The sequence below is a fragment of the Burkholderia sp. BE17 genome (assembly GCF_009362305.1).
Taxonomy (GTDB): Bacteria; Pseudomonadota; Gammaproteobacteria; order Burkholderiales; family Burkholderiaceae; genus Burkholderia; species Burkholderia pyrrocinia_C.
This window is the reverse complement of sequence record NZ_WHNU01000026.1, coordinates 1-26,122: the sequence shown is the minus strand read 5'-3', so window position 1 is coordinate 26,122 and position 26,122 is coordinate 1. Positions and strand designations below refer to the sequence as shown.

Annotated in this window: 21 protein-coding genes; 6 read left to right on the top strand and 15 right to left on the bottom strand. The window is 67.0% G+C overall.

What is annotated here, in order from left to right:
* Positions 1-271: 271 nt before the first annotated feature.
* From GD429_RS22225 to GD429_RS22210, 4 genes are all read left to right on the top strand, one after another.
* Complete coding sequence (locus tag GD429_RS22225; RefSeq protein ID WP_152859969.1) at positions 272-1,339, top strand: Dyp-type peroxidase; 1,068 nt, start codon at positions 272-274, stop codon at positions 1,337-1,339.
* Positions 1,332-2,147, top strand: coding sequence for a family 1 encapsulin nanocompartment shell protein (locus GD429_RS22220; protein ID WP_152859967.1), 816 nt, complete (start codon positions 1,332-1,334; stop codon positions 2,145-2,147). The genes GD429_RS22225 and GD429_RS22220 overlap by 8 nt, the downstream gene beginning before the upstream one ends.
* Positions 2,148-2,252: 105 nt before the next feature.
* On the top strand, positions 2,253-2,522 hold the full coding sequence (locus GD429_RS22215) for a hypothetical protein (protein WP_152859965.1): 270 nt from the start codon (positions 2,253-2,255) through the stop codon (positions 2,520-2,522).
* An 845-nt stretch (positions 2,523-3,367) separates the two neighbouring features.
* Positions 3,368-5,647 carry an FdhF/YdeP family oxidoreductase gene (locus GD429_RS22210; protein WP_152859963.1) on the top strand — a complete coding sequence of 760 codons (2,280 nt, stop codon included), beginning with the start codon at positions 3,368-3,370 and terminating at the stop codon, positions 5,645-5,647.
* A 133-nt stretch (positions 5,648-5,780) separates the two neighbouring features.
* On the opposite strand, the gene GD429_RS22205 is transcribed toward GD429_RS22210, so the two are convergent.
* The gene (locus tag GD429_RS22205; protein WP_152859961.1) at positions 5,781-7,202 is read right to left on the bottom strand and encodes a purine-cytosine permease family protein; all 1,422 of its coding nucleotides are present in this window, start codon (positions 7,200-7,202) and stop codon (positions 5,781-5,783) included.
* Between the two features lie 390 nt (positions 7,203-7,592).
* On the opposite strand from GD429_RS22205, the gene GD429_RS22200 reads away from it, so the two are divergent.
* The gene (locus GD429_RS22200; RefSeq protein ID WP_111021319.1) at positions 7,593-8,516 is read left to right on the top strand and encodes a LysR substrate-binding domain-containing protein; all 924 of its coding nucleotides are present in this window, start codon (positions 7,593-7,595) and stop codon (positions 8,514-8,516) included.
* Between the two features lie 67 nt (positions 8,517-8,583).
* Here the strand turns inward: GD429_RS22200 and argE are convergent, their stop codons facing one another.
* From argE to GD429_RS22145, 11 genes are all read right to left on the bottom strand, one after another.
* Positions 8,584-9,747, bottom strand: a complete 1,164-nt coding sequence (argE, locus tag GD429_RS22195) for an acetylornithine deacetylase (RefSeq protein ID WP_152859959.1) — start codon at positions 9,745-9,747, stop codon at positions 8,584-8,586.
* Positions 9,740-10,417: a DUF1028 domain-containing protein gene (locus GD429_RS22190; protein ID WP_152859957.1), complete on the bottom strand. Its 678-nt coding sequence runs from the start codon at positions 10,415-10,417 to the stop codon at positions 9,740-9,742. The genes argE and GD429_RS22190 overlap by 8 nt, the downstream gene beginning before the upstream one ends.
* Positions 10,414-10,863 carry a RidA family protein gene (locus tag GD429_RS22185; RefSeq protein ID WP_152859955.1) on the bottom strand — a complete coding sequence of 150 codons (450 nt, stop codon included), beginning with the start codon at positions 10,861-10,863 and terminating at the stop codon, positions 10,414-10,416. The genes GD429_RS22190 and GD429_RS22185 overlap by 4 nt, the downstream gene beginning before the upstream one ends.
* 74 nt (positions 10,864-10,937) lie before the next feature.
* On the bottom strand, positions 10,938-12,278 hold the full coding sequence (locus GD429_RS22180; protein WP_321574783.1) for an NAD(P)/FAD-dependent oxidoreductase: 1,341 nt from the start codon (positions 12,276-12,278) through the stop codon (positions 10,938-10,940).
* A gap of 255 nt (positions 12,279-12,533) precedes the next feature.
* Positions 12,534-13,682: a ferritin-like domain-containing protein gene (locus GD429_RS22175; RefSeq protein ID WP_152859953.1), complete on the bottom strand. Its 1,149-nt coding sequence runs from the start codon at positions 13,680-13,682 to the stop codon at positions 12,534-12,536.
* Between the two features lie 30 nt (positions 13,683-13,712).
* The gene (locus GD429_RS22170; RefSeq protein ID WP_152859951.1) at positions 13,713-14,642 is read right to left on the bottom strand and encodes a hypothetical protein; all 930 of its coding nucleotides are present in this window, start codon (positions 14,640-14,642) and stop codon (positions 13,713-13,715) included.
* Between the two features lie 52 nt (positions 14,643-14,694).
* A complete protein-coding gene (locus tag GD429_RS22165) occupies positions 14,695-16,320 on the bottom strand; it encodes a metallophosphoesterase family protein (protein ID WP_152859949.1) in 1,626 nt (541 codons plus the stop codon).
* On the bottom strand, positions 16,320-17,123 hold the full coding sequence (locus GD429_RS22160) for a hypothetical protein (protein ID WP_152859947.1): 804 nt from the start codon (positions 17,121-17,123) through the stop codon (positions 16,320-16,322). Before GD429_RS22160 ends, GD429_RS22165 begins: the two co-directional genes overlap by 1 nt.
* Positions 17,120-17,902 (bottom strand): hypothetical protein, encoded by a 783-nt coding sequence (locus GD429_RS22155; RefSeq protein ID WP_152859945.1) that lies wholly within the window; start codon positions 17,900-17,902, stop codon positions 17,120-17,122. Before GD429_RS22155 ends, GD429_RS22160 begins: the two co-directional genes overlap by 4 nt.
* A gap of 17 nt (positions 17,903-17,919) precedes the next feature.
* Entirely contained in the window at positions 17,920-20,841 is a 2,922-nt protein-coding gene (locus GD429_RS22150; RefSeq protein WP_152859943.1) for a GTPase, read from the bottom strand.
* A gap of 74 nt (positions 20,842-20,915) precedes the next feature.
* Positions 20,916-21,971, bottom strand: coding sequence for a deoxyribonuclease II family protein (locus tag GD429_RS22145; RefSeq protein ID WP_152859941.1), 1,056 nt, complete (start codon positions 21,969-21,971; stop codon positions 20,916-20,918).
* 73 nt (positions 21,972-22,044) lie between these two features.
* On the opposite strand from GD429_RS22145, the gene GD429_RS22140 reads away from it, so the two are divergent.
* Positions 22,045-22,266: a hypothetical protein gene (locus GD429_RS22140; protein WP_152859939.1), complete on the top strand. Its 222-nt coding sequence runs from the start codon at positions 22,045-22,047 to the stop codon at positions 22,264-22,266.
* Here the strand turns inward: GD429_RS22140 and GD429_RS22135 are convergent.
* The 3 genes from GD429_RS22135 to GD429_RS22125 form a co-directional block, all read right to left on the bottom strand.
* Positions 22,263-22,892 carry a hypothetical protein gene (locus GD429_RS22135; RefSeq protein ID WP_152859937.1) on the bottom strand — a complete coding sequence of 210 codons (630 nt, stop codon included), beginning with the start codon at positions 22,890-22,892 and terminating at the stop codon, positions 22,263-22,265. The genes GD429_RS22140 and GD429_RS22135 overlap by 4 nt on opposite strands.
* Before the next feature lie 141 nt (positions 22,893-23,033).
* Positions 23,034-23,465 carry a hypothetical protein gene (locus tag GD429_RS22130; RefSeq protein WP_152859935.1) on the bottom strand — a complete coding sequence of 144 codons (432 nt, stop codon included), beginning with the start codon at positions 23,463-23,465 and terminating at the stop codon, positions 23,034-23,036.
* A gap of 87 nt (positions 23,466-23,552) precedes the next feature.
* Complete coding sequence (locus GD429_RS22125; protein ID WP_152859933.1) at positions 23,553-25,181, bottom strand: tyrosinase family protein; 1,629 nt, start codon at positions 25,179-25,181, stop codon at positions 23,553-23,555.
* Positions 25,182-26,122: the final 941 nt, after the last annotated feature.

The window sequence follows — 26,122 nt, the reverse complement described above, 5'->3', positions numbered from 1 at the left end:
AGCGCGCAAATTCCAGCCCCGTTTGACGCATTCGAATGACAGATCGGCGATACGAGTGCAAAGACCCGCCGAAGCTGCTAGATTGCATGCTCGACGACGTTACGCGGTGCGCGCAGGTCACGCGCCGGGCGGCCGTCCGCCGCCGCTGCGGCCCGTTGCGCGATGCCCGCGCAACATCCTTCATCCGCATGTCACAAAGAGAACAGTCGCATGACACAGTCCAACCGTTCGCCTTCGCGCGCCGCGGCAGCCGCGGCCCGTCCGCCCCGACATGACTGACCGGCAGGCCGCGATGCAGACACCTCCCCCGCTCTCCCAGGCCGTTCACAGCCCGATCACGCGCAGCGCGATCTTCCTCGTGGCGACGATCAATCCCGGCGCCGATCACGCCGACACGATCCGTTCATGGTGCGGCGACATCGCCGCGCTCGTGCGCTCGGTCGGCAAGCGCGTGCCGGGCGGCAACCTGACGTGTGTATGCGGCTTCGGCGCCGACGCGTGGGATGCGCTGTTCGGCGCCCCGCGCCCCGCGTCGCTGCATCCGTTCCGCGAATTCGGCGCCGGGCAGCGCGTCGCGGTCGCGACGCCCGGCGACATCCTGCTGCACATCCGCGCCGAAGCGATGGACCTGTGCTTCGAACTCGCGACGCAACTGCTCGGCGCACTCGGCGCAGCCGTCACGGTCGTCGACGAGGTGCACGGCTTCCGCAATTTCGACCAGCGCGCGATGATCGGCTTCGTCGACGGCACCGAGAACCCCGAAGGCCGCGAGGCGGTCGACTTCACGGTGATCGGCGATGAAGACGCGGAATTCGCCGGCGGCAGCTACGTGATCGTGCAGAAGTACCTGCACGACATGGCCGGCTGGAACGCGCTCGCGGTCGAGACGCAGGAGCGCATCATCGGCCGCACCAAGCTGTCCGACATCGAGCTCGCGCCGGACGTGAAGCCGTCGTCGTCGCACAGCTCGCTGACCACGCTCGACGAGAACGGCCAGGAAGTGAAGATCCTGCGCGACAACATGCCGTTCGGGCGCCCGGGCGCCGGCGAATTCGGCACCTATTTCATCGGCTATGCGCGCACGCCGGCGCCGATCGAGCAGATGCTCGAGAACATGTTCGTCGGCCGCCCGCCAGGCAACTACGACCGCCTGCTCGACTACAGCCGCGCGGTCACCGGCTCGCTGTTCTTCGTGCCGTCGGCCGACCTGCTCGAAGCGCTCGCCGATCGCGCGGCGCTGGCCGCCGACGCCGCGCAACCGGAATCCTCGTCGTCCGCACCGCAGCGCGACGGCTCGCTGAAAATCGGCTCGCTGAAAGGAACCCAAGCCCATGAATAACCTGCACCGCGAACTCGCCCCGATCTCGTCGTCCGCGTGGGAACAAATCGAGGAGGAAGTGGCGCGCACCTTCAAACGATCGGTGGCCGGCCGCCGCGTCGTCGACGTCGACGGCCCCGCGGGCCCCGAGCTGTCGGCCGTCGGCACCGGGCACCTGGTGGAGGTCACCGCGCCGCGCGAGCTCGTGAGCGCACGGCTGCGCGAAGTCCGCACGATCGTCGAGCTGACGGTGCCGTTCGAGCTGAGCCGCGATGCGATCGACAGCGTCGAGCGCGGCGCGCGCGACGCCGACTGGCAACCGGCGAAGGATGCCGCGCAGCGGCTCGCGTTCGCCGAGGACAACGCGATTTTCGACGGCTACCCGGCCGCCGGCATCGTCGGCATCCGCGAAGGCACGTCGAACCGCAAGCTCACGCTGCCGGCGGACGTCGGCGCGTACCCGGATGCGATCAGCGACGCGCTCGAGGCGCTGCGGCTCGCCGGTGTCGACGGCCCGTACTCGGTGGTGCTCGGCTCGGACGCGTATACCGCGCTCAGCGAAGCGCGCGACCAGGGTTATCCGGTCCTCGGCCACATCAAGCGGATCGTCAGCGGCGAGATCATCTGGGCGCCGGCGCTCAGCGGCGGCTGCGTGCTGTCGATGCGCGGCGGCGATTACGCGCTGCACCTCGGGGAAGACGTATCGATCGGCTACACGAGCCACACCGACAAGGTCGTCCGCCTGTACCTGCGCGAAACGTTCACGTTCCTGATGCTGACAAGCGAAGCATCGGTGGCCGTGGCTCCGCAGGGCAATCCGGCGGCCTGACAGCGTTGCCTGCGCGCGATGTCCGCCCCGCCGGGGGTCGCGCGACCGGCCGCGCCGCGGCCGCACGTTCGTCGCCGATCGAGCCCATCTTGCATGGAGGATGTCATGAGCGATACGAATGATGCACTGCAGGCGCTGCAAGCGTCGGTCGACAGCCTGAAGCAGACGGTCGATGCGAACGCGGGCAACCAGGCCGGCGACACCGCCGTGCTGTTTACCGTCGTGTCGCTGATGCTGGCCGAGTTGCCGCCCGACACGCGCAACCTGATCGAGGATTCGTTCTCCGTCTGGGCCGATGGTCTGCCGAATGCGGCACTGTCGACGGACGTGAAGCAGATCGCGCGGCAGCGGCTCGCGATGAAACTGTCCGACTGATCGCGGTTCGCCACGGTGGGCGCCATGTCCGGCCCGTACCGTGCAATCCGTCCTCTCGTTCGGCCGCCGCGCACGCATCGGCGGCGGTGCGCGCGGGGCCGGCCATTACCGGTTCGCGCGCGCTCGCACTGCGGCATTTCCGCGGCGCTTGCCAACCCGCATCACCCTCCGTTTGCCGACGACCGGCGCCCTGCGCGCCGATGTCGCACGGCGATCCGTTCGCGTTCCGCTCCTCCCCGCCTCCAGTCACCGCACGCGGTGCTCGCCGCGCACGCCCGTGCCGCCGCGTGCGCGCCCGTCTGTACTCCTTGCCCCCGGTGCGCCAGCGCATGTGAGAGTGCAATTCGCGGTCGGTCCGGCGTGGAACTGTGTCTTGGATGGCCCCCGCCGATTCGCTATTTTGAACGCAGTCGAAGCGATGCCGTGGGCTCCTCGCAACACGCGCGCTTCCCGCCCCGACCGCGACCGTGCGACACGCCGGCGTGCGCTGCGCGACAGCGTGGGCGCGGACCGCGCACCGCCGCGTCGCGCGTCGCGTGTTCGCGGTCGGGAAGCGCGAGCGTCGCACCGCATCGGGACTTCACCGTTCGACCCGCCTTCACCGACAGGAGCCAGACCACCATGCCCGCACTTTGCGATATCTGCCACGCCCGGCCGGCCGTCGCCCACCGCAAGGCAGTCCGGCAAGAAGTCGTCCGGCGCGATAACGGACACGCACTGAAACCCCGCCTGCCCTGCACCGCGGGGCACGCATGACCGGCTCCGTCCACCGGACGGAGCCGCCCCACGCCGCGACACGGCGCAACCCGAGCCGCCCGCACCGGGCCCGGCTCATGGAGATTCTCATGACAAATCGACGCGAAGTGCCAGGCATCAGGAAGTACGATGGGCCCGCCGGCGGTTGGGGCGCGCTTCGCGCGACAGCCGAGGCCGTGCGCACGCAGATGGAAACCATCGAGGCGCCGATCGTGCTGATGCGGACCAACCAGCCCGACGGTTTCGACTGCCCCGGCTGCGCATGGCCCGACAAGGAGCACAAGTCGACGTTCCAGTTCTGCGAGAACGGCGCGAAGGCCGTCACGTGGGAAGCGACGACCAAGCGCGTGACGCCCGGGTTTTTCGCGGCGAACACGGTGTCGTCGCTGCTGCGCATGTCGGACTACGAACTGGAGAACATGGGCCGGCTCACGCATCCGCTCGTCTACGATCGCGCGACCGACACGTTCCGCGCGATCGACTGGGGCGACGCGTTCGCTCGCATCGGCGAAGTGCTGCGCGCGCTGCCGCCCGAGCAGGTCGAGTTCTATACGTCGGGGCGCGCGTCGAACGAAGCCGCCTACCTGTACCAGTTGTTCGCACGCGAACTCGGCACCAACAACTTCCCCGATTGCTCGAACATGTGCCACGAGCCGACCAGCGTCGGCCTGCCGCAGTCGATCGGCATCGGCAAGGGCACCGTGTCGCTGGAGGATTTCGACCACTGCGAGCTGATCATCTCGATCGGCCACAACCCCGGCACGAACCACCCGCGGATGATGGGCACGCTGCACGAGTGCTCGCGGCGCAACGTGCCGATCATCGTGTTCAATCCGCTGCGCGAGCGCGCGCTCGAACGCTTCGCGGACCCGCAGGACATGATCGAGATGGCGTCGTTCGGCTCGACGCGGATCGCGTCGACGTACTACCAGCTCGACGCGGGCGGCGACGCGGCCGCGCTGAAGGGCATCATGAAGGCGCTGCTGCAGCTCGAAGCCGAGCGCGGCGACGTGCTCGACCGCGACTTCATCGCGCAGCACACCAACGGCTTCGACGCGTTCTCGGCCGACCTGCAGGTCACGTCGTGGGACGACATCGAGCGCGCGAGCGGCCTCAGCCAGGCGCAGCTCGAACAGGTCGCGCTCGCCTACGCGAAGTCGAACGCGACGATCGTCACGTACGGGATGGGCGTCACGCAGCACAACAAGGGCACGGCAACCGTACGCCTGATTGCCGACCTGCTGCTGATGCGCGGCAACATCGGCAAGCCCGGCGCCGGCATCTGCCCGCTGCGCGGCCATTCGAACGTGCAGGGCAACCGCACGGTCGGCATCACCGAGAAGCCGTCGGCCGAGTTCCTGAAGAAGATCGAGGACGTGTGCGGCTTCACGCCGCCCGCGCATCATGGGCATGACGCCGTGCAGGCGATGCAGGCGATGGTCGACGGCAGCGCGAAGGCGCTGCTGTGCCTCGGCGGCAACTTCGCGGTCGCGCTGCCCGATCCGGAGCTGTCGTTCCCGGCGATGGCGAAGCTCGACCTGAGCGTGCACCTCGGCACGAAGCTGAACCGTTCGCACCTGCTGGTCGGGAAGGAAACCTTCATCCTGCCCGTGCTCGGCCGCACCGAGCTCGACATGCAGGCGAGCGGCCGGCAATCGATCACGGTCGAGGATTCGATGTCGATGGTCCACGCATCGGCCGGCAAGCTCAAGCCCGCGTCCGACCAGTTGCGCTCGGAGCCCGCGATCATCGCGGGCATCGCGCATGCGACGCTGCCGAACAGCAAGGTCGCGTGGCTCGACCTGATCGCCGACTACGACCGCATCCGCGACCTGATCGACCGCACGGTGTCCGGCTTCGAGGTGTTCAACGAACGCATCCGCACGCCGGGTGGCTTCCGGCTGCCGCTGCCGCCCACCGAGCGCGTGTGGCCCACGGCGACCGGCAAGGCGATGTTCTCGGTGTACAAGGGCGTCGCGGAAGACGCGGAAGTGCTCGGCGGCGAGCAGGTGCTGCGGCTGATCACGCTGCGCAGCCACGATCAGTACAACACGACGATCTACGGGCTCGACGACCGCTATCGCGGCGTGTTCGGGCGGCGCGACGTGCTGTTCATGAACCCGGCGGACCTCGCGAAGTACGGGCTCGAACACGGCGACCTCGTCGACATCGAGACGATCACCGCGTCGGGCCGGACGCTGCGTCTCGAGAAGATCACCGCGATCGAGTACGACATCGCGCCGGGGTCGGTCGGCGCGTACTACCCGGAGGCGAACGTGCTCGTGCCGCTCGACTACATCGACAAGGAAAGCGGCACGCCGTCGTACAAGTCGGTGCCGGTGCGCGTCGCGCGCTCGGCGGTCGTCTGATGCGCGGGCAGGCTTGCGGCGCATCACACGCCGCGGGCCTGCCTTCGTCATATCGAAACGCTTCCACGGGCCGCCGCATCGCCACCGAGGCGGTGGCCCCGCCCTTCCTGCTCCGCTTCGAACAACGCCTCGCTTACTGCGCTGCAGTCGGCGGCAGATGCGCACCGCCCTGCCGGCGCCGATATGCGCTGTCGCGCGATGCAAGCCAGTAGTACAGCGGCGACGTCAGCACCAGCCCCACGAGCCACGACAGGTCCGCGCCGCCGAGATGCGCGGGAATCGGGCCCGCATACATCGGCGTGTTCATGAACGGAATCTGCACGAGGATGCCGATCGCATACGCGAGCAGCGCCTGCGGATTGAAACGGCCGTAGACGCCGCCGTCCGCCATGAAGATCGACTTGATGTCGTAGTTGCCCTTGTGGATCACGTAGAAGTCGATCAGGTTGATCGCCGTCCACGGCACGAGCACGACCAGCAGCGCGAGCACGAGATCGACGAGGTTGCCGACGAAGTTCGTCGACGCGCCGATCGCCGCGTAGCAGCACGCAACGAAGATCACGACCGACACCGCGGCGCGGGTTTTCGCAGTCGGAATCCACTTGTATGCGAACGTCTGCACCGACGTGATCACCGCGAGCACCGCGCCGTACAGGTTCAGCGCGTTGTGGCTGATCACGCTCAGCAGGAACAGCACGAGCATCAGCGTGCCGAGCGGGCCGGTCGCCTGCTTGACCGCATCCATCGTATCCGCGCCGGCCGGCACCGCGAGCACCGCGACCGAGCCGAAGATGAACGCGAGCGTCGAGCCGATCGTGCAGCCGAGGTAGGTCGCCCAGAACGTCGACGCGACGCCGACATCCTCCGGCAGATAGCGTGAGTAGTCCGATACGTACGGCGCGAACGCGATCTGCCACAGCGCCGACAGCGACACCGTCGCGAGCCAGCCCGCGAAGTCGAAGCCGCCGCGCGTCAGGAAATCGTCGGTCGTCACGTGCGTGAGGATCATCCAGAAGCCGACCATGATCCCGATACCGAGCACCCATGTACCGATGCGGTTCAGGATATGGATGAAGCGGTAGCCGACGATGCCGATCAGCCCGGAGCCCACCGCGCCGATCACGATGCCGACGGGCACCGGCACCGACGCCGCGATGCCGTGCACCGACTTGCCCGCAAGCACGATGTTCGACGCGAAGAAGCCGACGTACATCACGGCCGCGATCACCGTGACGAGCAACGCGCCCCACGAACCGAACTGCGCACGGCTCTGGATCATCTGCGGGATGCCCATCTGCGGCCCCTGCGCGGAATGCAGCGCCATCAGCACGCCGCCGACCGCCTGGCCGACGACGATCGCGACGATGCCCCACATCAGGTTCAGGTGGAAAAGCTGCACGCCGAGCGCGCCGGTCACGATCGGCAGCGGCGCGATATTGCCGCCGAACCAGAGCGTGAACAGATCGCGCACCTTGCCGTGGCGTTCCGCGGGCGGCACGTAGCCGATCGTGTGTTTCTCTATCATCGGGGACGCGTTGCGGTCCACGTTCGTCATGGTGAAGTCTCCTGTCCTGCGCGGCGATGCGCGCTTGCCGTTTCGGCCGGCGCGCGCTGGGGTGCGCGCCGGCAATCGGGTCCGGATACGCGAGCGACGCCGCGCCGCGTGCACGCGCGGCGGTGTCGGCCGAAGCGGACCATGCGCGGCATGCGGGGACGGATGACATGTCCCGCCGCCATGTGTGCGGCCTCGTTGCGATCCAGATTGGAGACGATGGTGCGCCACCGATGCAGCGACGGAGAAATACTAAAAATATTTCCGGGACATACGAAAAAGCTCTGCAGCGGAAATTCTGGCGCCGGCGGTCTTCAGGTAAGGTGCTACGCGAAACCATGGACAGAATGCGCCCCGCGGCGGCACGCCGGGGGCCGGGCATCAGAGGTGCTTGTGGCTCACTACACTTTGCGGCAACTGAAATACTTCGTGACGACCGTCGAATCCGGCAGCGTCGCCGAGGCGTCGCGCCAGCTCTTCATCGCGCAGCCGTCGATCTCCAGCGCGATCAAGGGGCTCGAGGAAAGCTTCGGCGTGAAGCTGTTCATCCGACATCACGCGCAGGGTGTGTCGCTGACGCCGAGCGGCACGCGCTTCTACCGGAAAGCGCAGGAGCTGCTGCGCATCGCGCACGAATTCGAACAGAACGCGCTCGCCGACAACGACGTGATCACCGGGCAGATCGACATCGGCTGCTTCGAGACGGTCGCGCCGCTCTATCTGCCGCAACTGATCGCCGGGTTTCGCGAGCGCTACCCGGGCGTCAACATCCGGCTGCGCGACGGCGACCAGCAGGAACTCGTGCAGGGCCTGACGTCCGGCACCTTCGATCTCGCGCTGATGTACGACCACGATCTCGACGGCACGATCGAAACCGAACCGCTGATGCCGCCGCAGCAGCCGTACGTGCTGCTGCCGGAGAACCACCGGTTCGCGGGCCAGCCGCACGTGTCGCTGCGCGACCTCTGTGTCGAGCCGATGATCCTGCTCGACGTGCAGCCGAGCCGCACGTATTTCGTCAGCCTGTTTCATGAGCTCGGGCTGACGCCGAACATCGTGTTCGGCTCGCCGTCGATCGAGATGGTGCGCGGGATGGTCGGCCAGGGGTTCGGCTTTTCGCTGCTCGTCACGCGTCCGTATTCCGAATACACGTACGACGGCCGGCGCGTCGTGACGATCGGCCTCAGCGAAACGGTGAGCCCGTCGGGGCTCGTGAGCGCGCGGCTGAAACGTGGGCAGCTCACCAAGCAGGCGCAGTCGTTCGTCGATTTCTGCCGCGAGCGGCTCGCGCAGATCGTCGCGGAATCGGCGCGATAACGAAGCGGAAAACGCACGCGCCGCGGGACGGGCGCGTGCGTGTCGGCAGCCCGTTCAGGCAGCCCGCTCAGGCGCCCGCGGAAAGATGCGCGACCAGACGGCCGAGCATCGCGTCGCATCCGTGCAGCTGTTCGAGCGTGACGAACTCGTCGGGCTTGTGCCCCTGATCCATGCTGCCGGGCCCGCACACCACGGTCGGAATGCCGGCCTGCCCGAACAGCCCGCCCTCGGTGCCGAACGCGACCGTGCCGAACGCATCGGACCCGCTCAGCATCGCGAGCAGGCGCGCGGCCTCGCTGTCCGGCGCGGTCGCGAGCCCTGGGTACGCACCCAGCGGCCGCAGTTGAATATCGGTATCGGGCTGCACCGCGCGCATCCTCGGCAACAGTTCGGATTCCGCATAGTCCTGCAGCTTCCTCGGCACGTCGTGCGCATCGAAATCCGGCAACGCACGCACCTCGAAATCGAACTCGCATTCGGCCGGCACGATGTTCAGCGCGCGGCCGCCCTTGATCAACCCCGTCTGCACGGTCGAGAACGGCGGATCGAAGCGGCTGTCGTGCCGTTCGGGCCGCGCGAGCGCCGCGCCGATCTCGCCGAGCCGGCCGATCAGCTTCGCCGCATAGTCGATCGCGTTGACGCCCGACGGCGCGTACGCCGAGTGGCACGCGGCGCCCTTCACGTGGCAGCGCATCGCGAGCTTGCCCTTGTGACCTAGCACCGGCTTCAGTTCGGTCGGCTCGCCGATCAGGCACAGGCGCGGCCGGTGCTCGCGCGCGGCTAGTTCCGCGAGCATCGGCCGCACGCCGAGACAGCCGACTTCCTCGTCGTACGAGAACGCGAGATGCACGGGCACGCTCAGCGGCCGCGCGACGAACGCCGGCACGGCCGCGAGCACCGACGCGATGAAGCCCTTCATGTCGGCCGTGCCGCGGCCGTACAGGCGGCCGTCGCGCTCGGTCAGCCGGAACGGCTCGACCGTCCACGCCTGCCCGTCGACCGGCACCACGTCGGTGTGGCCCGACAGCGCGATGCCGCCGCGATCGCACGGCCCGATCGTCGCGTACAGGCTCGCCTTCGTGCGTTCAGCGTTGTAGAACAGTTCGCTGTCGACGCCGAAGCCCGCGAGATAGTCGCGGATGAACTCGATCATCTCGAGATTCGAATCGCGGCTGACCGTCGCGAACGCGATCAACCGTTCGAGCAGCGCGCGGCTCGACGTTTCACTCATCGCCCGGCACTCCGTAGCTCGGCGCGGCGGTCGGGTTCAGCGCGCGGGTCTGGTAGTCCTGCATCTGCGGCCGATACGCGCGCCACAGCGCGTCGAGCTGCCCGATCGGGTTGGCATCGACCCAGTCGACGCGCAGGTCGACCACCGGCCAGGTCACGTCGCCGGCCACCTTCAGCGCGGCCGAATGAACCGGGCCCGCCTCGCCGCCGGCTGCCACCGCCGCGTGCATCGCGGCCAGCAGGCGCTCGGCGAGCAGGCCGGGTGCCTGTTCGAACGCTTCCACCATCGCGTCGATCACGGCCGGCGCGGCCAGCAGATTGCCGGCCGCCACGCATTGCTCGCCCTTGACCGCGTGATGCGTGCCGAGCGCTTCCTTGCCGGTGAAGCACGCCGTCTGCCCTTGCCCGTCGATCACCGTGACCTGCCGGTACTGGCTCCAGCCGTTCGCGCTGAGCGCGCGGTCGAGCGCCGCGGCGGGCGCGAGTTGTTCATGCTCGATGAGATAGAGAATCTGCGGGCCGAGCGCCGGCAGCGTGATGTTCTGCGTCGCGACGGCACCCACGCCCGCGTGCACCCACGGGCAGCGCGCGCCCACCGCGATGCTCGACGAGCTGATCGCGATCCCGAGCTGGCCCGTCTCCGGGCAGCGCCCGACGATGGAGAAAGTCATGTCGTCTCCGGTGCGCGGTTCGGCTGCCAGTTGTCCGGGATCACCGCGATCACGTCGATCTCCATCAGCCACTGCGGCTGGCCGAGCGCCGACACGACGAGCCCCGTCGAAATCGGATACACGCCCTTCAGCCACTTGCCGACTTCCTGGTACACGGGCTCGCGGTAACGCGGATCGATCAGGTAAGTCGTCGTCTTCACGATGTGCGTGATGTCGCTGCCGGCTTCCTCCAGCAACTGCTTGACGTTCTTCATCGCCTGCCCGGCCTGCGCGCGCGCGTCGCCGAGGCCGATCAGGTTGCCGTCGAAATCGGTGCCGACCTGGCCGCGCACGTAGACGGTATTGCCGGCCCGCACGGCCTGGCACAGGTCGTTGTCGAGCGTCTGATTCGGGTAGGTATCCTTGGTGTTGAACATGCGGATACGGGTATGAGTGGGTTGGCTCATAGAAATCCTTCAGTCGTCAATGGTCACGCCGCCGCGCCGGACGCGAACGCGGCGCGGCAGGCAGCATGTGTCGGTCAGTTCACCGCGTCGGCAAGCGGCTGCGCGTCGGCGTGCGCCGCGGCGCCGTCCTGCTCCGGGCGCGATGTCGCGCGGCGCTGCGATGCGTCGTGGTATTCGAGGTAGGTGCGCTGCGTCGCGATGTGATCGGCGATGTGCCGCGCGTCGTGCCACACGCCCCAGATGAAGCTGGAGCCGCGCCGCGACAGCCACGGCAGCCCGAGGAAATAGATGCCCGGCTCCTTCGACACGCCGCGCTGGTGCTGCGGCTTGCCGTTATCGGCGAACGCGTCGACCTTCAGCCAGCCGTAGTCGACCGCATAGCCCGTCGCCCAGACAATCGACGTGATGCCTGCGCCGGCGAGGTCGAGCGCGAGGATCGGATGCGCGACGCATTCGGGGTCCGGCAGGATGCGGCGGGCTTCGGGTTCTTCCGGCAGGTCGAGGCCGTTGCGTGCCGCATAGGCGTCGGCCGCGTCGAGCAGCGACAGGTAGTTCTCGTCGCCGCGCGCGAGATTGAGTGCGAGGTCGCGTTCGAATGCGACCACACCGCCGTTGAACGACTTCGTCAGCCCGACGAGCGTCACGCCCTGGTTCGCCAGCTTGCGGAAATCGACCGTATGGCCGCCGCGCGCGCCGCTCACCGCGATCGTCACGTGTTCGCGGCCGGGCGTCGCGACTTCCTTGTCCCATTCGCCGAGCACGCCGAGCCACCAGCAGAAGTCACGGCCGCGATACGCGCGCGGCGGGCGATCGTGCGGGCCGACCGACAGGTACACCTGCCGGCCTGCGCGCTGCAGTTCGTCGGCGATCTGCACGCCCGACGAACCCGCGCCGACCACCAGCACCGCCCCCTGCGGGAGCTGGCCAGGGTTGCGATAGTCGGCGGAATGGAGCTGCACGAGACGCGCGTCGTCCGGCGCGATCGGCGGAATCACCGGGCGCTGGAACGGCCCCGTCGCGACGACCACGCGGTTCGCCTCGATCGTGCCGTCGGACGTCTCGACGACGAAACCCGGCTTGCCCGCATTGCGCACGACCCGCTTCACCTCGACGCCGGTGCGGATCGGCGCGTTGAATTTCCGCGCATACGCTTCGAAGTAGTCCGCGACCTGGTCTTTCGATGCGAACGCATCGGGATCGAGGCCGTCGAATTCGAGCCCCGGGAAGCGGTCGTGCCACGCGGGGCCGTTCGCGACCAGCGAATCCCAGCGCCCCGTGCGCCAGCGTTCGGCGATGCGGCTGCGCTCCAGCACGAGATGCGGCACGCCCAGCTTGCCCAGGTGCTCGCTCATGGCCACGCCGGCCTGCCCGGCGCCGACGACGAGCGTATCGATTGAGGTTGTTTCGACTGCCACGGCTGTCTCCTTCTGAAGTGCGGCTCGATGCGACGTTCTTGCTGTCGCACGAGTTGGAATGGAGACATTCTGCTGACACACCGCCGGCGGCGAAATGATGATTTTTGTTGGTGTTGATGAGCAAAAAGCTGGGTGTGGACGGGGCGACTGGCGGCGCCGGCCGGCCACCATGGCGGGCGCCCGCCTTACCCGCTGCGCGGATGGCAAGCCACGCCCGCCGGCACGGCGCGCATGATCCGCGCCACGCGCCACCGCCTACACCGGCGGGTTCACGTTACGGAAACGCGGGCCGTAAAACACCGGCTTCGACAGATCGGAATAGCTTCGCAGGAATGCGAACTCGTCCGGATACAGCGTGCCCAGCCGCGCGAGCGCGGCCGGCGGCACCGGGTGGCGCAGAATGTTGAAGCACGACAACACCCGCAGATCCACCATCCCGTGCACCGCCGCGCCGAGCGACTTCCACGAGCCGCCCGCGGGGCCGTTCCACACGACGTCGAGCGTCGCGAGAATCGTCGAGAACCCGGTATCGAATGCCTCGAGGTCGGCGCTCACCGCAGCCTGGTTCGGATCGAGCGCGAGCAGTGCCGCGTAGCCGTCGCGCGGCACCGCGAGCGTGTTGACGACCACCGGCGCGTCGAGCGCGGTGCCGGCGAAGAATCGCGGCTCGGTCTGCCGGTCGAACGGCACCGGCGGCACCGGCACCTGATAGCACGCGCCGTAGTACAGCTCGGCGAAGCGGGCGTAGTGCGACTTTTCTCCTTCGAACGCGCCGGGCGTCAGCACGTCGCCCTTGCAGGCCCCTTCGCCCTGCTGGAGGATTTCGTCGATGCCCGCATAAAACGCGTCGACGGGATCGGCATCGGGCGAGTACTTCACCGTCGTGAAGCCGATATCGTCGCCTACCTGATTCGACGTGCCGCCCGCCTTCACGGCGGCCCGCACCGCGTCGGCGTTGCGGGTGATCGCATCGCGGATGCCCGCGTAGAACGCCGCGATCGTCGGATAGGTCTCGCTCCGCCCGAGCTGCTTCAGCAGGAACGCCGGCATCTCGATCCGCATGAAATTCTTCAGTTGCGGTTTCGAGTACTGCGCGAGTCCGACCTTCAGGTCGGGCTCCGCGCCGCCCGGCAGGCCATGCACCGGATAGTCGATGCGGATGCCGCGAAATTGCGGCGTGCCGCCCAGCGCGGCGAGCAGGTTGGACACGATGGCCATGTGCACCATCTCTTCCATCACGACGCTGCGGATCGCGTTGTACGCCGAATAGTTCTGCACTTCGAGCGAGAACATCGCGGACAGGTAAAGCGGCAAGGTCGAGTATTCGAGTTCGATGGCGCTCTGTAGCGCGGTCTTGATCCAGGCCAGATCGCGATCCGCCGGCGATACGGTGCTCGGGTTCATGGCGTTTCTCCTGTCGGTCGGCGTCAATGGTCAATAGAACAGCGCGTAGGAAGTGTCGCCGAGCCGGTACGGCACGACGCGGGCCGCGCCCGACGGTGTCGCGGTCGAGCCCACCGGCGTCCAGCCGAGGCAGTCGGCGTGGATCCGGTAGACGGCCGTCGTGCCGTCCTGCGCGATGTACGTGATCAGATACGGCTCGCCATGCGCCCACGGCACGCAGGCCGCGCTGCTGATACGCAGCGCGTCGGGCAGTTGATCCTGCAGATAACTGCCGACCTCGACGGTACCGAGCGCGGGGTTGTCCTGGATGTGATCGATGTTGACGTTGAGCTTCGCCGTGTTGATCTTGAAGAAGAAGTTGGCGCCGCCGAGCTGGAAGAACGAGAACTGCGTCCAGCCTTTCGCCCACTGGTGATACCAGACGTTAAGCGCGAGCAGCGGCGGCACGCCGCCCTTCGACACCGGCGTCACGGCGACGCTGAAGTTGGCGACCTGCCCGGTGTTCACGTCGTAGCCGAGCAGATATTGCTGGCCGAGCGACGTATACGGCGCGATGTCGGTGAAGTTGTGCGTGGGCGTGTTGCGCGGCAGTGCGAACGTATACGGCGGCGAGGTCGCGAGCCCCTCCTTGACCGTGAAGAAGCCGAACGTGCCGGTGTCGGCGCGGTACGTGAGCAGGTAGTGAACGTTGCCCAGCACGAAGGTGTCGAGGTTGTCCCACGGCCCGCCCGACAGGTCGAGCTTCGCGTCGACGGCGCTCACCCACGGCGCCTGCCCGGTCAACGCGTAGGCGTCCGTCCTCTGCGTGGCCTTGTCGTACGCGATCAAATGGGTCCGCTCGCCGGTCCGCAGCACCGTGAAGCTGCTGTAGCCGGCAGGCAGCTGCGCGCTGCTCCACACCTGTTCCAGCGCCACCTGGTCCGATCCCTTGACCGGACTGATCGAATAGATGCTGCTCATATGCATGCGCTCCTCTGGCAATGAACGATCGGACGAGCGGCGCCGCGCCGGCTCAGGCAATCGATTCGACGTAAAGCGGCAGGGGCGCGGGGTCCGCGCCTTCGATCTGGAAATAGCTGAGCCGGGCCGGCTGTCCGGCCCCCATCAGTTCGAGCAGCTGGAAGCCGCGGTTGTACCAGCCGTCCGTCAGGCCGAGCGTCAGGTCCGGCCGCTGCAGCGGAACCGGGAATTTCTGCGCGTAAGGCGCCTCGCTCGCCTGGACGGGGATCGCGCTGTGTCCGGCGCAGCGCCCTTTGGGCAGCGGCTTGAAGATCCGTGTGGCATCGCCCTCGCCCGTCGGCCAGTCGGCCGGCCGATAGCCGTCCGCGAAAATGCCGAGATTGTGCTCGTGGCCCCAGATCCACGCGGCCACCCGTTCGCCGAACGTCGCGCCGAACTGCCGCCACAGCGCGGTGTCCACCCACGCGCGGTTGAAGTCGGCCGGATCCGGCGCATTCGATCCCGCCAGCGGCCGCTGCGCGATACCGCATACGTCGAGCGCCGAATACAGCTGGTGATGCGACAGCAGGATCGAGCGGCCGGGAAAATGCGCGAGCTTGTCGAGATGCCAGGCGAGCTCGTCGGGGCGCACGAACACCTGATCGGCCGGCGCGGTCGGGTCCCGGCGCGGCAGGTCGGCGAGCGACGCGTGACGGAAATACGGGTTGACGTCGGCGGGCCAGTGCGGGCTCGCCGACGCGCCCGAGGTCTCGACCGGGCCGATGTGCAGCCGCGCGAGCGTCGCCTGCTGCGCCGAGGCCGCGACGTTCATGTAGTGCCCGTGATAGCCGGTGTCGAGCCCGAGAAACTGCCAGCCGTCGTCGGCGCTGCGCAGACAGAAATAGCTGGTGGCTTGCCGCTGCGAGGGCCGGTCGACCAACGCACCGGAATCGAGCGCCTGCAGGTACGCGACCGCGCCGGTGAAGTACTCGTGGTTGCCCGGCACCGTAAAGAACGGCACGCGCTGCTTTTCGCTGCGCAGCACGTCGCGCACCAAGCCGACCAGCCGGTGCTCGGTCTCGAAGTGCGTGCCGGAGAAATAGACATCGCCGAGATGCAGGATCGCGTCGGGCTCGAACTTCAGCGCGGCGACCAGCACCGCGGCGGCGACATCCGTACCGGTGCCGATGTCGCCGACGATCGCGATCCGCGCGCGCGGCGGCAGCCGCCACTCGATCACGCCGTAGCCGAGGTCGCCGTTGCCGGGACCGGGCGCCTGCCATGACCGGTACTGCGGCTCGCCGCCCTTGTGGAACGGGTATTGCCAGTAGTACTTGTAGTACTGCACATACATCTGCTGCCACAGCGGATTGCCGAATTTGTACTGCTGCGTCTGCCGTTCCAGGTCGCGCTCGATGTCGGCCGCACCGGCGATGCGCGCATGCGCACGCCGGTGATGCAGGTACGACAGATAGGTTTGCACCGCCGCTTCGTCGTCGCTGTCCGCCGCCGGCGGGTCGAGCGGCAGGTTGTCGTGCATCGCGCGGCAATAGCGGTCGGTGGCGTCGACGAGCGGATGCCCGCAATCGATCGCGGCGGCCCGATTGCGTTCCGCGCCGGGCGCATTCGCGAGCACCTCGGCCACGCACGACTTCCACAGCGCGAGATGCGGCGCCTCGAAATGCTCGATCGGCTTCATCACGCCTCCGGTTCGCGCGGCGCGGCGCGCGATGCGCGCGGCCGCGCAAACTGCAGGTTGATGCTGCTGTCCTGCGTCAGATCCAGGCCCGGCCAGTCGTCCCACAGCCCCGCCGGCAGCGCGAGCGGCCGTGCGGCTGTCCGCAGCACCGGCGTCGTCAGCGCGGCGAGCCCGTCGAGTGCCGCACCGGGCTCCACGTGCGCACCCGGGCCATGCACCCAGGCAACCGCGTAATCGTTGCCGCAGCACACCAGCGCGCCGTCGATGCCTTCGGGCGGATGCGCATGCAATGCCGCCGCCCACGCATACGCCGCCGCGAGGAAGTCCGCGGAGCTCAGGTCCGCACGCCGCGCGCCCACCAGGTGCTGGACGCTCCCGAGCATCCAGTCTGCCGGCCGGTCGAGCAGGAAGTACGGCTGCTCGGCCTGCAATGCGCCGCTCGCGGCGCTCAATGCGGCCGGCACCTCGGGCAGCTTGCTGCGCGCCATGTCGTACACGTCGCCGTGCAGGTTCTGGTAGATCCGCACCGCGATCGCCTTCGTCGCGCGATCGTGCGATTGCGGGGTGGCCCAGAACATCAGCGCGGTCTGGTCGGGCACGGCGGGCGGTTTGCCGGCTTGCGGCACCATCGTCGGCAGGTAGGCGCGCAGGCCGACCGGCGGTTGCAGCAGCGCGCATGCGGGTACGAACACGCTGCCGAGAAATTGCGCGAACTGCGCGTAGCCGAGCGCGGGAGACCGGAACCCGCGCCACACATAGACCGCGTCCGGCGCGACCGGAAAGGTTTCCTCGGGCGTGTTCATACGCGCGCCTCCCGCTCGAACTGGAGATTGAAACTGCTGCCGGCGCGCACGTCCATGCCCGCCCATTCATCCCACAAACCGATCGGCAGGAAGGTCGGCGCCGGTGCAAACGTCTCGTTCCAGCCGGTCAGCAACGGCTGCAGCAGCGGTATGCCGGTGGCGCCCTGTGCGGCGCCCACCGCCACCGGTCCCAGCTCCCAGTACACGAGATAGTCGGTGCCGACGCACGCGATCGCCCCATCGAGCTGCACGCTCTTGCCGATCTCGGCCAGCGCCTTCGCGACCGACGCACGGAACGATGCGGGATCGACCGCGGCCGGGCGCGCCGCCACCACGTGCCGGACCGCGCCGTGCATCCAGTCGGCCGGCTGGTCGAACAGATAGACCGGCTGGTCGACCGTGAGCGAGCCGGCGAACCGGACCGGGAAGTCGGCACGGCTCTGGTTGTCCTGTGTCAGATACACCCCGCCGTGCGTGAGCGTGTAGGTCCGCACCGCGAGCCGGGTGAAGCCGTTCCAGTACGTCGACTGCGATTCCCAGAACAGGATCGCGGTCTCGTCGGGCACCGAATCGGGTTTGCCCGGCAGCCCGGCCGGCACGGTCGGCGCGTACGAGCACAGGCCCGCGTCGATCTGCATCTTCACGGTGGCCGGCACGAACACCGTGCCGAGCTTGTTCATGAACTGGCCGAGTGCCAGCGACGGCAGCCGGAAGCCGCGCCATACCCGCACCGCGTCGGGCGCGACCATCCGGGGGGCGGCAAGATCCTGTTCGCTCATAGCGGTTCTCCTGATTCTCAAACGGCGACGGGCCCGTCCGGGCGCAGCGCGGCGGCGGCGAAGGGCACCTCCGGCTTGCCGGTCCTGACGATCGAGTCGGCGACCTTCGCGAGCCAGCCGGCCGGCGGCGGCGTCTCACGGTTCTTGCCGTAGCGGCATTCGTTCGGGAACTGCCAGTGCCGGTTCACGCAGAACTGACACGATCCTTGCGTGCGCCCCAGGTAACCGCCGGTCGCGGTGTCCTGCCAGGCGAGCTGGCCGTGCGCGTACAGATCCGCCAGCACCGAGGCCATCTGCGCATGCGGTTCGACGTAGTACGGCGCGAGCGTGCGGTAGGCGTCCGGATACCGATGCGCGAGCCAGACCCGCGCCGCTGCCGCCGCATCGGCGTTGGCCGGCAGTTGGATCGCGACGTAGTCGTCCGGGTAGCGCGGATCGGGCGGCGTGACCGTGAAGCCGTTGGCCGGCACCAGCGCGGCGACGCAAGCCGGCTGCGCCTGCGCGAACGCCGCCCAGTCACCCGGGCTCAGCCGGTACTGCGACAGGAAATTGCTGTTGTACGAGAAGTGCGGCGTGATGACGAGCCGCGTGCGGCTCTGGTAACGCTGGCCGTCGATCGTCACGTCGAAGTCGATATAGGCCGGATGCTCGGGATCGGTCGTTTCGCGCAGCAGCGTGAAATCCTTGTCGACCGGATGCGTCGAGATCGGCGGGTCGCGCTTCACATGCGCGCCGAATGCCGAGTAGAACATGTTCCAGCTCGACTGGCTGACCACGTAGAGCACCGCTGGCCGCGTCTGCACCATCTGCTTGATCGCCCACGCGTTGCGGCTCACGCAGTTGTCGACGATGGTCGCGATGCTCGCGGGGCTGCCGCCGAGAAAACCGGCGTTCCAGTGCGGCGACGCGCACGCGACCATGTCCAGCTGGCAGACATCCTCGCCGACGCGCAGCGACGCAGTCGGATGCCCCGCATGCCGCAGCACGCCCTCGAACTGGTCGAGCACCGGGACGAACTGCATGTAGTAGCCCTGGGGCTGCTGCAGCACCTCGACCTGGATGCCTTCAGGCACCGACACCTGCGCGACCAGCACGTCGCCTTTGTCGAAGCGGTTGCGCGGCGGATACGGATCGAACAGCAGCACGTACGGAAACTCGCCCCGCTTGCCGGGCACGGCGACCACCGTATCGGCCGCATCGCCGTCGTAGCGCACCGTGACGGTCCAGGCCGCGCTCGCGTCGACGCGGGTCGCCGCCGTCACCACCCCGCCGCGCGGTGCGACGACCTGGCCTTCGGGCAGCATGAAGCGCCGCACGAAATCGAGATCCAGCTTTTCCTGGTAGACGCTCCGGTAGCGGTAGTACCACGCATACTTCGCCCACGCGCTGGTGTCGTCGTCGGACGAGAAATCCGGATAGCACCATGCGGCCCCCGTCTGGCCCGGCAGGAACGCGGTCAGGTTCGGATTGATGCCGATCGTCATGATCGGCGCCTTGCGGCAGCCGTCGATCACCTCGCCGTTCGGAAACGCGGGCGGCCGCGTGCGCCCCTGCACCCAGCGCGACGCACCGTTGTAGCCGGCGCTCGCCGCGTACGGCACATTGACGTCGAAATCGAATGCCGTATACGGGCCGTAGGTGCGCTGCTTCAGATCCTCGGGCCAGAAGAACGAGCAGGTCCCGCACGCGCGCACCTGGAATGCCAGCTGGACTTCGAGCGGATCCTGCGCGTCGTGCGGCACATGGTCGCGGCTCGGGTTGTAGACCGCCGATCCTTCGCCCGCGATCGTCGCCCACGTGGCGAGCGCGCCGTTGTAACTGGTCAGCATGCCGAACGTGGTGTAGATCAGCCCCGACCAGTCGGCGCGGGTGGCATCGGCGATCGTCTTGCCGTGCCGGGTGTGTTTCGGCACGACCGGGTCCGAGATGTTGCGTACGCAGGCAAAGCGCACGCCGAGCCGGTTCGCTTCCTGCGCGATGATGGCGTCGTCCATTTCCAGGCACGCATAGGCGTCGGCGCGCCGGCCCTCCGCGATGTAATAGAAATCCGTCGTGAGCAGCGGCGTGTCCTTGAGCGGCAGGACCGCCGGCGCATTCAGGCACGCCGGCCGCAACGCGTCGTTGAGCAGATCGTCGAGCGTCAGTTCGCTCAACCCCGGATCGTTCGGATGCAGTGCCTTCAACTGGTCGAACAGGCCTTGCAGCGACTGCTGCGTCACGACCTGATCCATCCGGAACAGCAGTTCGCGTTCCACGTCGCCGAGCAGCGCCGTCGACGGGTACCAGGTCGGGCAGCGCGCCATGTTGCCGTCGTCGGGGCTCGCCGTGTTCTGCGGCCGTTGCAACTCGAGCAACGTCGCGTTGGCGACGACCGTATCGCCGAGCCGCTGATCGGTGCGCGCCCCGCCGGCCGTGCCGATCGTGTAGATGCGATCCGGCCGCGCATCCTCGACGATGCAGCGGACCATCGCCGCGAGACCGTCCAGCCACGGCGAATGCGCCAGATGCGCATTCGACTTGAACAGCAGCACGTTCCAGGGCCGCCCCGACCGGTCGACGATCCGCACCATCTGGAACAGCCCCCATAGCGTGCCCGACTGCGTGTCGGCGGAATAGCCGGACGCCCCGCGGCAGTATGGCAGCCAGCCGTCGCGCCAGCCGTATTGCGACGCATCGCCGACGGTGTCGCTGTTCACGAACACGTGATCGAGCGCGAACCATTCGGCGCTCGTCCACGTCAGGATCACGATGTCGGCGCGCGGCAGCGGATCGTACGGCGTGCGTGCGCCCGATGCGATGCGCACCGGCGCCGACTGGCCGATCTTCCGCCAGTCGACGGGCGGCAGGCTCGGACTCGTGCGCGGCACGACTTCCGGTGCGATGTCGGTGTGGCGGGTCAGGGTCGAAGCGAGCGTATCCGGCAAGGCATTCGCATTCATGGCGACACTCCGGGAAGAAGGGGAAAGCGGGTCGATCCGAACGGGGCGATCGGGGCTGACGACGCGCACGAGCGCTACGACGCCGGCGCGGTATGCGTTGCCTGGATCATCTCGAGCGCCTGTGCGCTGGTTTTGCCGGGCGGCGGAATGATCGTGTCCGTCTGCGACAGCGCTTTCCACAGCACCGGATCCTGGAGCGCGATCGTGCCGCCGCCGCGCTTCTCCTGCGACACCATCCGGTTGATGTCGCCGACGCACACCCAGTTGTCGGTCGTGGTGATGCCCCACTTCGCGTGGTCCTGGGTTTCCGGCCAGGCCCATGGCGCGCCGAGCTTGCGCAGATCGATGTACTTGACGTCGAAGGTCTTGTGCACGCCGTCGCTGTCGAGGATCGGCGGGATCTTGCCGCGGATCCAGGTCTCGACGTCCATGTCGGCGCCGAGCGTGGGGCCGACGAGATCGTTCCAGAAATCCTTGCCCCACTTGCGGTTCTTCGCGATCACCTTGAACGACGCGCCGCCGCGCGTGCTCAGCGGCACCACGCTCGAATCGCTGGGCGTCGACACGCTGAGCGGCTTGGTCAGCACGGTCAGCGGATGGTCCGCCGGCAGGTTCGCGGTACGCGGCAGGTAAACCTGCGGCTGCTGGTTCAGCGCCATCTGGGCGGCCAGCTTGCCGGCCGTGCCGAGATCGAGGCTCAGGCACATGAACGTCTGTCCGTACAACGGCGTCGGCACGCCGGGTTCGGCCGGGCTCGCATACTTCGGCCAGGAATGAAGCAGCCAGAAGGCGGAGTCCGTTGCCGTGTCGAACGCGATGATGCCCTTCGTGTGGCCGAGCGTATCGTTGTTGCTGCGATCGGCGTCGGCCGGCATCTCGTCGTTGTAGAGAACCCAGCCAAACGTCGCGGCCGGGTTGCCGAACACCGCATCGAGCGTGTAGAACAGTGCGCCCTGCTTGTCGTTCATCAGGTTCGGCGATTTGGTGAACGTGCCCACCGTGCGGTCGTAATACGCGTATTCGTAGCCGGTGGCGCCCGCGCTGTTCTGGCCGCCGGTGAGTTTCGGCACCTTGTAGGCAAACCACATGTCGACCGGTTGATTCTGTTCGTCGCGCGCTGAAATGCTCATGATGTTCCCCGTTACATCTTGACGCCGCCCGTGCGGCAATCGGCGCCCGGTACGACGGCGCGCCGTTCCTCTCGTGTACACGCTCGTTGCCTGGAGCCTGCGCGAACGCCACAACGCGTACGACGCAACGTCCGATGCGGTAATGCGCGGGCAAGCAGTTGCCCCGCGCATGCCGGCCGATGCCGTTGCGCTCCATTCGCTCGCCGCCGAATGCGTGGTCTTTCTTATTGCAATCGACCTACGCCACGATCATGTTCCGCCCGATACGTTCTCCAAGCTATTTTGGTCATCCTAAATAATCTGGCCGTTTTTATTTCGTAAGCGATCTTTCAGCGCCCCCTCTCCGAGCGCGGCCCGATCGCTCAGTGCGTAGAACGCCAGCATGCTGACGAGCATCGAAACAGCCACGCCGCTCGTATCCCAACGCAGCCCCAGACTGAACGCCGATGCCTTGATCGCGGTCATGCCGAGTGCCATGACGAGCAACATCCCCGCAAATCCAAGCGCGACCCGAACCGGAGCCCGAACCAGCATGCGTACCGTGCTGCGGCGATGCCTGTCCTTGCGGTCGGCCTCGCGCAGAATCAACAGCGCCAGCATGGCCAGCATCGACATCGGAAACCATTGGAGATGGAGCACGAGCGTATTCCACATGGCGCCGGCATCGAGCGTTCCACCGCAGATGTCGAGAATGGCATCGACGGGGGATCGCATCGCATCGAGCGTCAATCCCGCGCCGACGGCGGCCATGCACCCGAGCATCGACCGACGCGCACACCTGCCCGGCGATCCGCTTCTCGTCGAATAGCCGGCAATGCCGCACGCGATCGCACCGATGCCATTCCATGTCCAGCTGGAAGGGGCGCCATGCAGCCTGGTCGGCAAGTCGCAGGCCAGGTAACCGAGGATCGCGAACGCCATCCCGCCGCGCACTCGTTCGGATATCGAAAGAATGGCCGTTCGCGCGGGCCCGATCCCGGCGCATGCGCGGATCGCGTCCGTCACCCTTGCCGGACGCCGGGCCGTGTCAGCCGGCGGTGCAGTCGGAGATGTCATGGCCGTTCACGCGGGATCTCTCATCACCGCATACCACGAGCACACCACACCGGCCGGCGCGACGCCGCCGCTGCCGCTCGCATGCGGAACCGTACGGACGATCGAACCGGTCAGCGCCGGACGCTGATCGATGCCATTGGGCCAGGGTGCGCTCACGTACCCGACATAGTCGTATACCCATTCCTCGCCGCCGACCACGCCGCGCCCCTGGAATCGTACGGTGCCGGGATTCCCGTAGCTGATCCAGCCGTTGAGCTGCAGCTCCCATCCCGGGCCGAAAATGCGCCCCTGGAAAATGCCCGCCGGCGCTTGCGCGATCTCGATCGTGCCGAGGCCGAATTCAAGATCGTTGAATGCGGTGGCCGGGTCTGGATCGTTCAGGAAACTGCGATAGGTCCACCGGCCCACCAGACTCCCGGTTTCGGGTGTGTAGCTCATGCCCGCGTCTCCCCTTCATGTCCACGTTGTCGAAGTACCGGGGTGAACCGGCGCCAGGCGATGGCGCCGGTTCGTCACGCGCGGCGGTTACCGGACCTCGACCCGGAACAGTTTCGGTGCGGCTTGCGGAACCGCGCCGGCGACGGCCTGCGAAGCGGGAGGTGAAGCGGGTTGCGTCTGATGGCGTACGCCGTCACGCGTATGAACCTCGACCTCGTACTGAGCACCCTCCACCGCACTTTCCGCGAACTGGCTCAGCGGAAAGAACGCCTTCACTTCGAGGTGCGTCTGGCAGTTTGCGCAGTACTGCACGCTCCAGCGGCTCAGCACGGCCTCCGTGTCGAGCAGGTGCCGCTCGCCGTCCACGTTGACGTACGCGGACACGAGGAACGACCCGGCAATCGGCGCACGATTCAGCCCGGAGACGCGCACGACCTTGCTGCTGTTGCCGGCCGGCACGGTCGCCGCCGCCAGCGAGGCCTTCGGCAGGTTGTCCAGCGAACCGGGGCCGTACGTGTAGCCGAGCTGCTCCTCGATGTTGATGCAGTCGAGCGACGTATACGCGCGTTCCTTGCCGTTCTCGCTCTTCTTGAACGGATCGAGCGGCGATTGGAGCGTGAGCCACGAGTTCGGCACCGTGCCCGGCGTCGGCCCCTGCGAGTCGACGGAGTTGGTGCCCGGATACTCGGCGATGACGTCGAGGTGCTGCGTGAAGCCATGCCGCTTCTGCCACAGCCAGAACACGCGATCGATGAAGCAGTGGTGGAAATAGAAGATCGGGTCGAGGCCCGCCGTGTCGTTTTCGCCCATGTCGCCGTTGGCGCCCGGAATGGGCGAGAAATCGCCCTTGTTCGGGCCGTGCGGCACGTCGAACCCGCCGACGGCAAGGTGAATCTTGTTGTGCGGCGACTCGAGCGGGACGACGGGAATCGCGCCGGCCGGAAGATTTTCGTTCCACTGGGCCGCGGACGTCGTGTTGGAAAACACCGTGTAGTTCGGCGCGTCCAGGCACTGCTCGTACTTGCTCTTCACGTTGGTAGGCACCACCTTGCCCTTCACGATGATGTACGACGTGAGCCAGTCCACGATGTTCCGGTTCAGCAACGTGACGTTCTCCTGGGCGTTGGGGAACTTCGCGTTGTGTTTCTCGGTAGCGGCGCGGTCCTTGTCGGTACCCACGAGCCCCGATAGCGGGTAGCGAACCGTGACGTAGGGCAGCGGCTTGCTGTAGTTCGGATCGTCGCCGTTGATGTTGTCGGTGATCGCCCGGTTGAACGTGAAGGAGGCCAGCGGGTTAGGAATCTTTTTTCCGTCGAGCTCGAAGTCCGGGTCGGTCAGTGCCCACGGAATGCCGTTCGTCAGCGACTCTTCGCTGGTTTCGTCCCAGAACGGCAGCATCACCTGCCCGCAACCGGGGATGCTCTGCAGCGCCTGCTCCAGCCGCAGCAGGTAAGCACGGTGCCAGGTAGGGAACAGCACGTTTCCGTGGTTGCAATAGCCGCCCCAGTAAGACGCCGATCCCCAGCCGGCGCCGCGGAACGGTTCGCCGTGGAAGCCGCCGATCATGAAGAACGAGTTCGGATCGTCGGGCGGCAATTCCTTGATGCCTTTCCACGCGCGCATCAGGTCTTCCAGCGGCTTTTTGTTGCCTTTCCGATATTCGACTTGCAACGATTCGATCGACGGACGAACTCTGACTCCAGCTGCGTTATTCATGATGTGTCCAGCCTCCTTCGTGGGTAGCGTTACGGTTTGGCCGCCATGTTTTGAACGTAAGCAGGTAATTCATAAACCATTGAAACTCGCGTTCAATCGAATTCGCTTTATTCAAATATCGCCTGGTATTTTGAAAGCATTAATCAGCGGGCCATAGGCGAGCCCGCGTGGTCACCTGATCGCCTCCGTGGGTGGCGTGGACACGCGCAACAGGCGCAACACGCCCTCTGAAAAGGGGCTGCGCCTTCAGATCGTAGGGATGCCGTGGTGAATCGATGCCGATTCGGCAGGCACGAATGCCTGGCAAAGTGGCCGTGATACCCCGATAGCGTTTTATCCTGATTTGGTATGAGTAAATAAAGCAGATGGAATTGGTTTTCGCAAGGAGAAGGCGAGCGGAATTATCAAAAAAATCCGGCAGCGGAAGTGGTGATTGATCCGTTTAATTTTCAGAAACGATCGTGGCCATTTACGACGCAATCGTAAAAACCCGGCGCCGGAAAATCGCAGGTGCGTAACGGCGTTTATTAATGCAATCGGCCGACGGATACCTTACGATCGTCGGCTGTCGCTCGGCCGGTGTTTTCGTTTCCGGCCGGGCGAGCGTCGCGGGTTGTCGAGCCACCGACAGCGAACCGGTGCGTACGCCGGGCACAGGTCGATCGCAGCGGAAACACTCGAATGCTGTTTGTGTCGATAGCTGACCGGCCGCAGGCCACGACGGTCGACGGAAGGGCCATCCGACGTTCCCCCTGCGGCTCCCTATCCCCGACAATTCTTGACTGCGTCCACAACGCCGAACTGGTAGGATGCCCGTCGCCTCGGCATACACGGCAGCCAAAGGACGTTTAACCGTCCCTTTTTTGTGCCGGCAACCGGCCTACCCTGCCGTCCCGCCCAGGCGACACGGTGCCCCAACCGCACCCCAGCCCCCGTTGAAC

What these genes read in the sequence shown, in the direction of transcription:
- GD429_RS22225 (WP_152859969.1), top strand. Translation starts at nt 272, where the DNA reads ATGACTGACCGGCAGGCCGCGATGCAGACACCTCCCCCGCTCTCCCAG.
- GD429_RS22220 (WP_152859967.1), top strand. Translation starts at nt 1,332, where the DNA reads ATGAATAACCTGCACCGCGAACTCGCCCCGATCTCGTCGTCCGCGTGG.
- GD429_RS22215 (WP_152859965.1), top strand. Translation starts at nt 2,253, where the DNA reads ATGAGCGATACGAATGATGCACTGCAGGCGCTGCAAGCGTCGGTCGAC.
- GD429_RS22210 (WP_152859963.1), top strand. Translation starts at nt 3,368, where the DNA reads ATGACAAATCGACGCGAAGTGCCAGGCATCAGGAAGTACGATGGGCCC.
- GD429_RS22205 (WP_152859961.1), bottom strand. Translation starts at nt 7,202, where the DNA reads ATGACGAACGTGGACCGCAACGCGTCCCCGATGATAGAGAAACACACG.
- argE (WP_152859959.1), bottom strand. Translation starts at nt 9,747, where the DNA reads ATGAGTGAAACGTCGAGCCGCGCGCTGCTCGAACGGTTGATCGCGTTC.
- GD429_RS22190 (WP_152859957.1), bottom strand. Translation starts at nt 10,417, where the DNA reads ATGACTTTCTCCATCGTCGGGCGCTGCCCGGAGACGGGCCAGCTCGGG.
- GD429_RS22185 (WP_152859955.1), bottom strand. Translation starts at nt 10,863, where the DNA reads ATGAGCCAACCCACTCATACCCGTATCCGCATGTTCAACACCAAGGAT.
- GD429_RS22175 (WP_152859953.1), bottom strand. Translation starts at nt 13,682, where the DNA reads ATGAACCCGAGCACCGTATCGCCGGCGGATCGCGATCTGGCCTGGATC.
- GD429_RS22170 (WP_152859951.1), bottom strand. Translation starts at nt 14,642, where the DNA reads ATGAGCAGCATCTATTCGATCAGTCCGGTCAAGGGATCGGACCAGGTG.
- GD429_RS22165 (WP_152859949.1), bottom strand. Translation starts at nt 16,320, where the DNA reads ATGAAGCCGATCGAGCATTTCGAGGCGCCGCATCTCGCGCTGTGGAAG.
- GD429_RS22160 (WP_152859947.1), bottom strand. Translation starts at nt 17,123, where the DNA reads ATGAACACGCCCGAGGAAACCTTTCCGGTCGCGCCGGACGCGGTCTAT.
- GD429_RS22155 (WP_152859945.1), bottom strand. Translation starts at nt 17,902, where the DNA reads ATGAGCGAACAGGATCTTGCCGCCCCCCGGATGGTCGCGCCCGACGCG.
- GD429_RS22150 (WP_152859943.1), bottom strand. Translation starts at nt 20,841, where the DNA reads ATGAATGCGAATGCCTTGCCGGATACGCTCGCTTCGACCCTGACCCGC.
- GD429_RS22145 (WP_152859941.1), bottom strand. Translation starts at nt 21,971, where the DNA reads ATGAGCATTTCAGCGCGCGACGAACAGAATCAACCGGTCGACATGTGG.
- GD429_RS22135 (WP_152859937.1), bottom strand. Translation starts at nt 22,892, where the DNA reads ATGGCGTTCGCGATCCTCGGTTACCTGGCCTGCGACTTGCCGACCAGG.
- GD429_RS22130 (WP_152859935.1), bottom strand. Translation starts at nt 23,465, where the DNA reads ATGAGCTACACACCCGAAACCGGGAGTCTGGTGGGCCGGTGGACCTAT.
- GD429_RS22125 (WP_152859933.1), bottom strand. Translation starts at nt 25,181, where the DNA reads ATGAATAACGCAGCTGGAGTCAGAGTTCGTCCGTCGATCGAATCGTTG.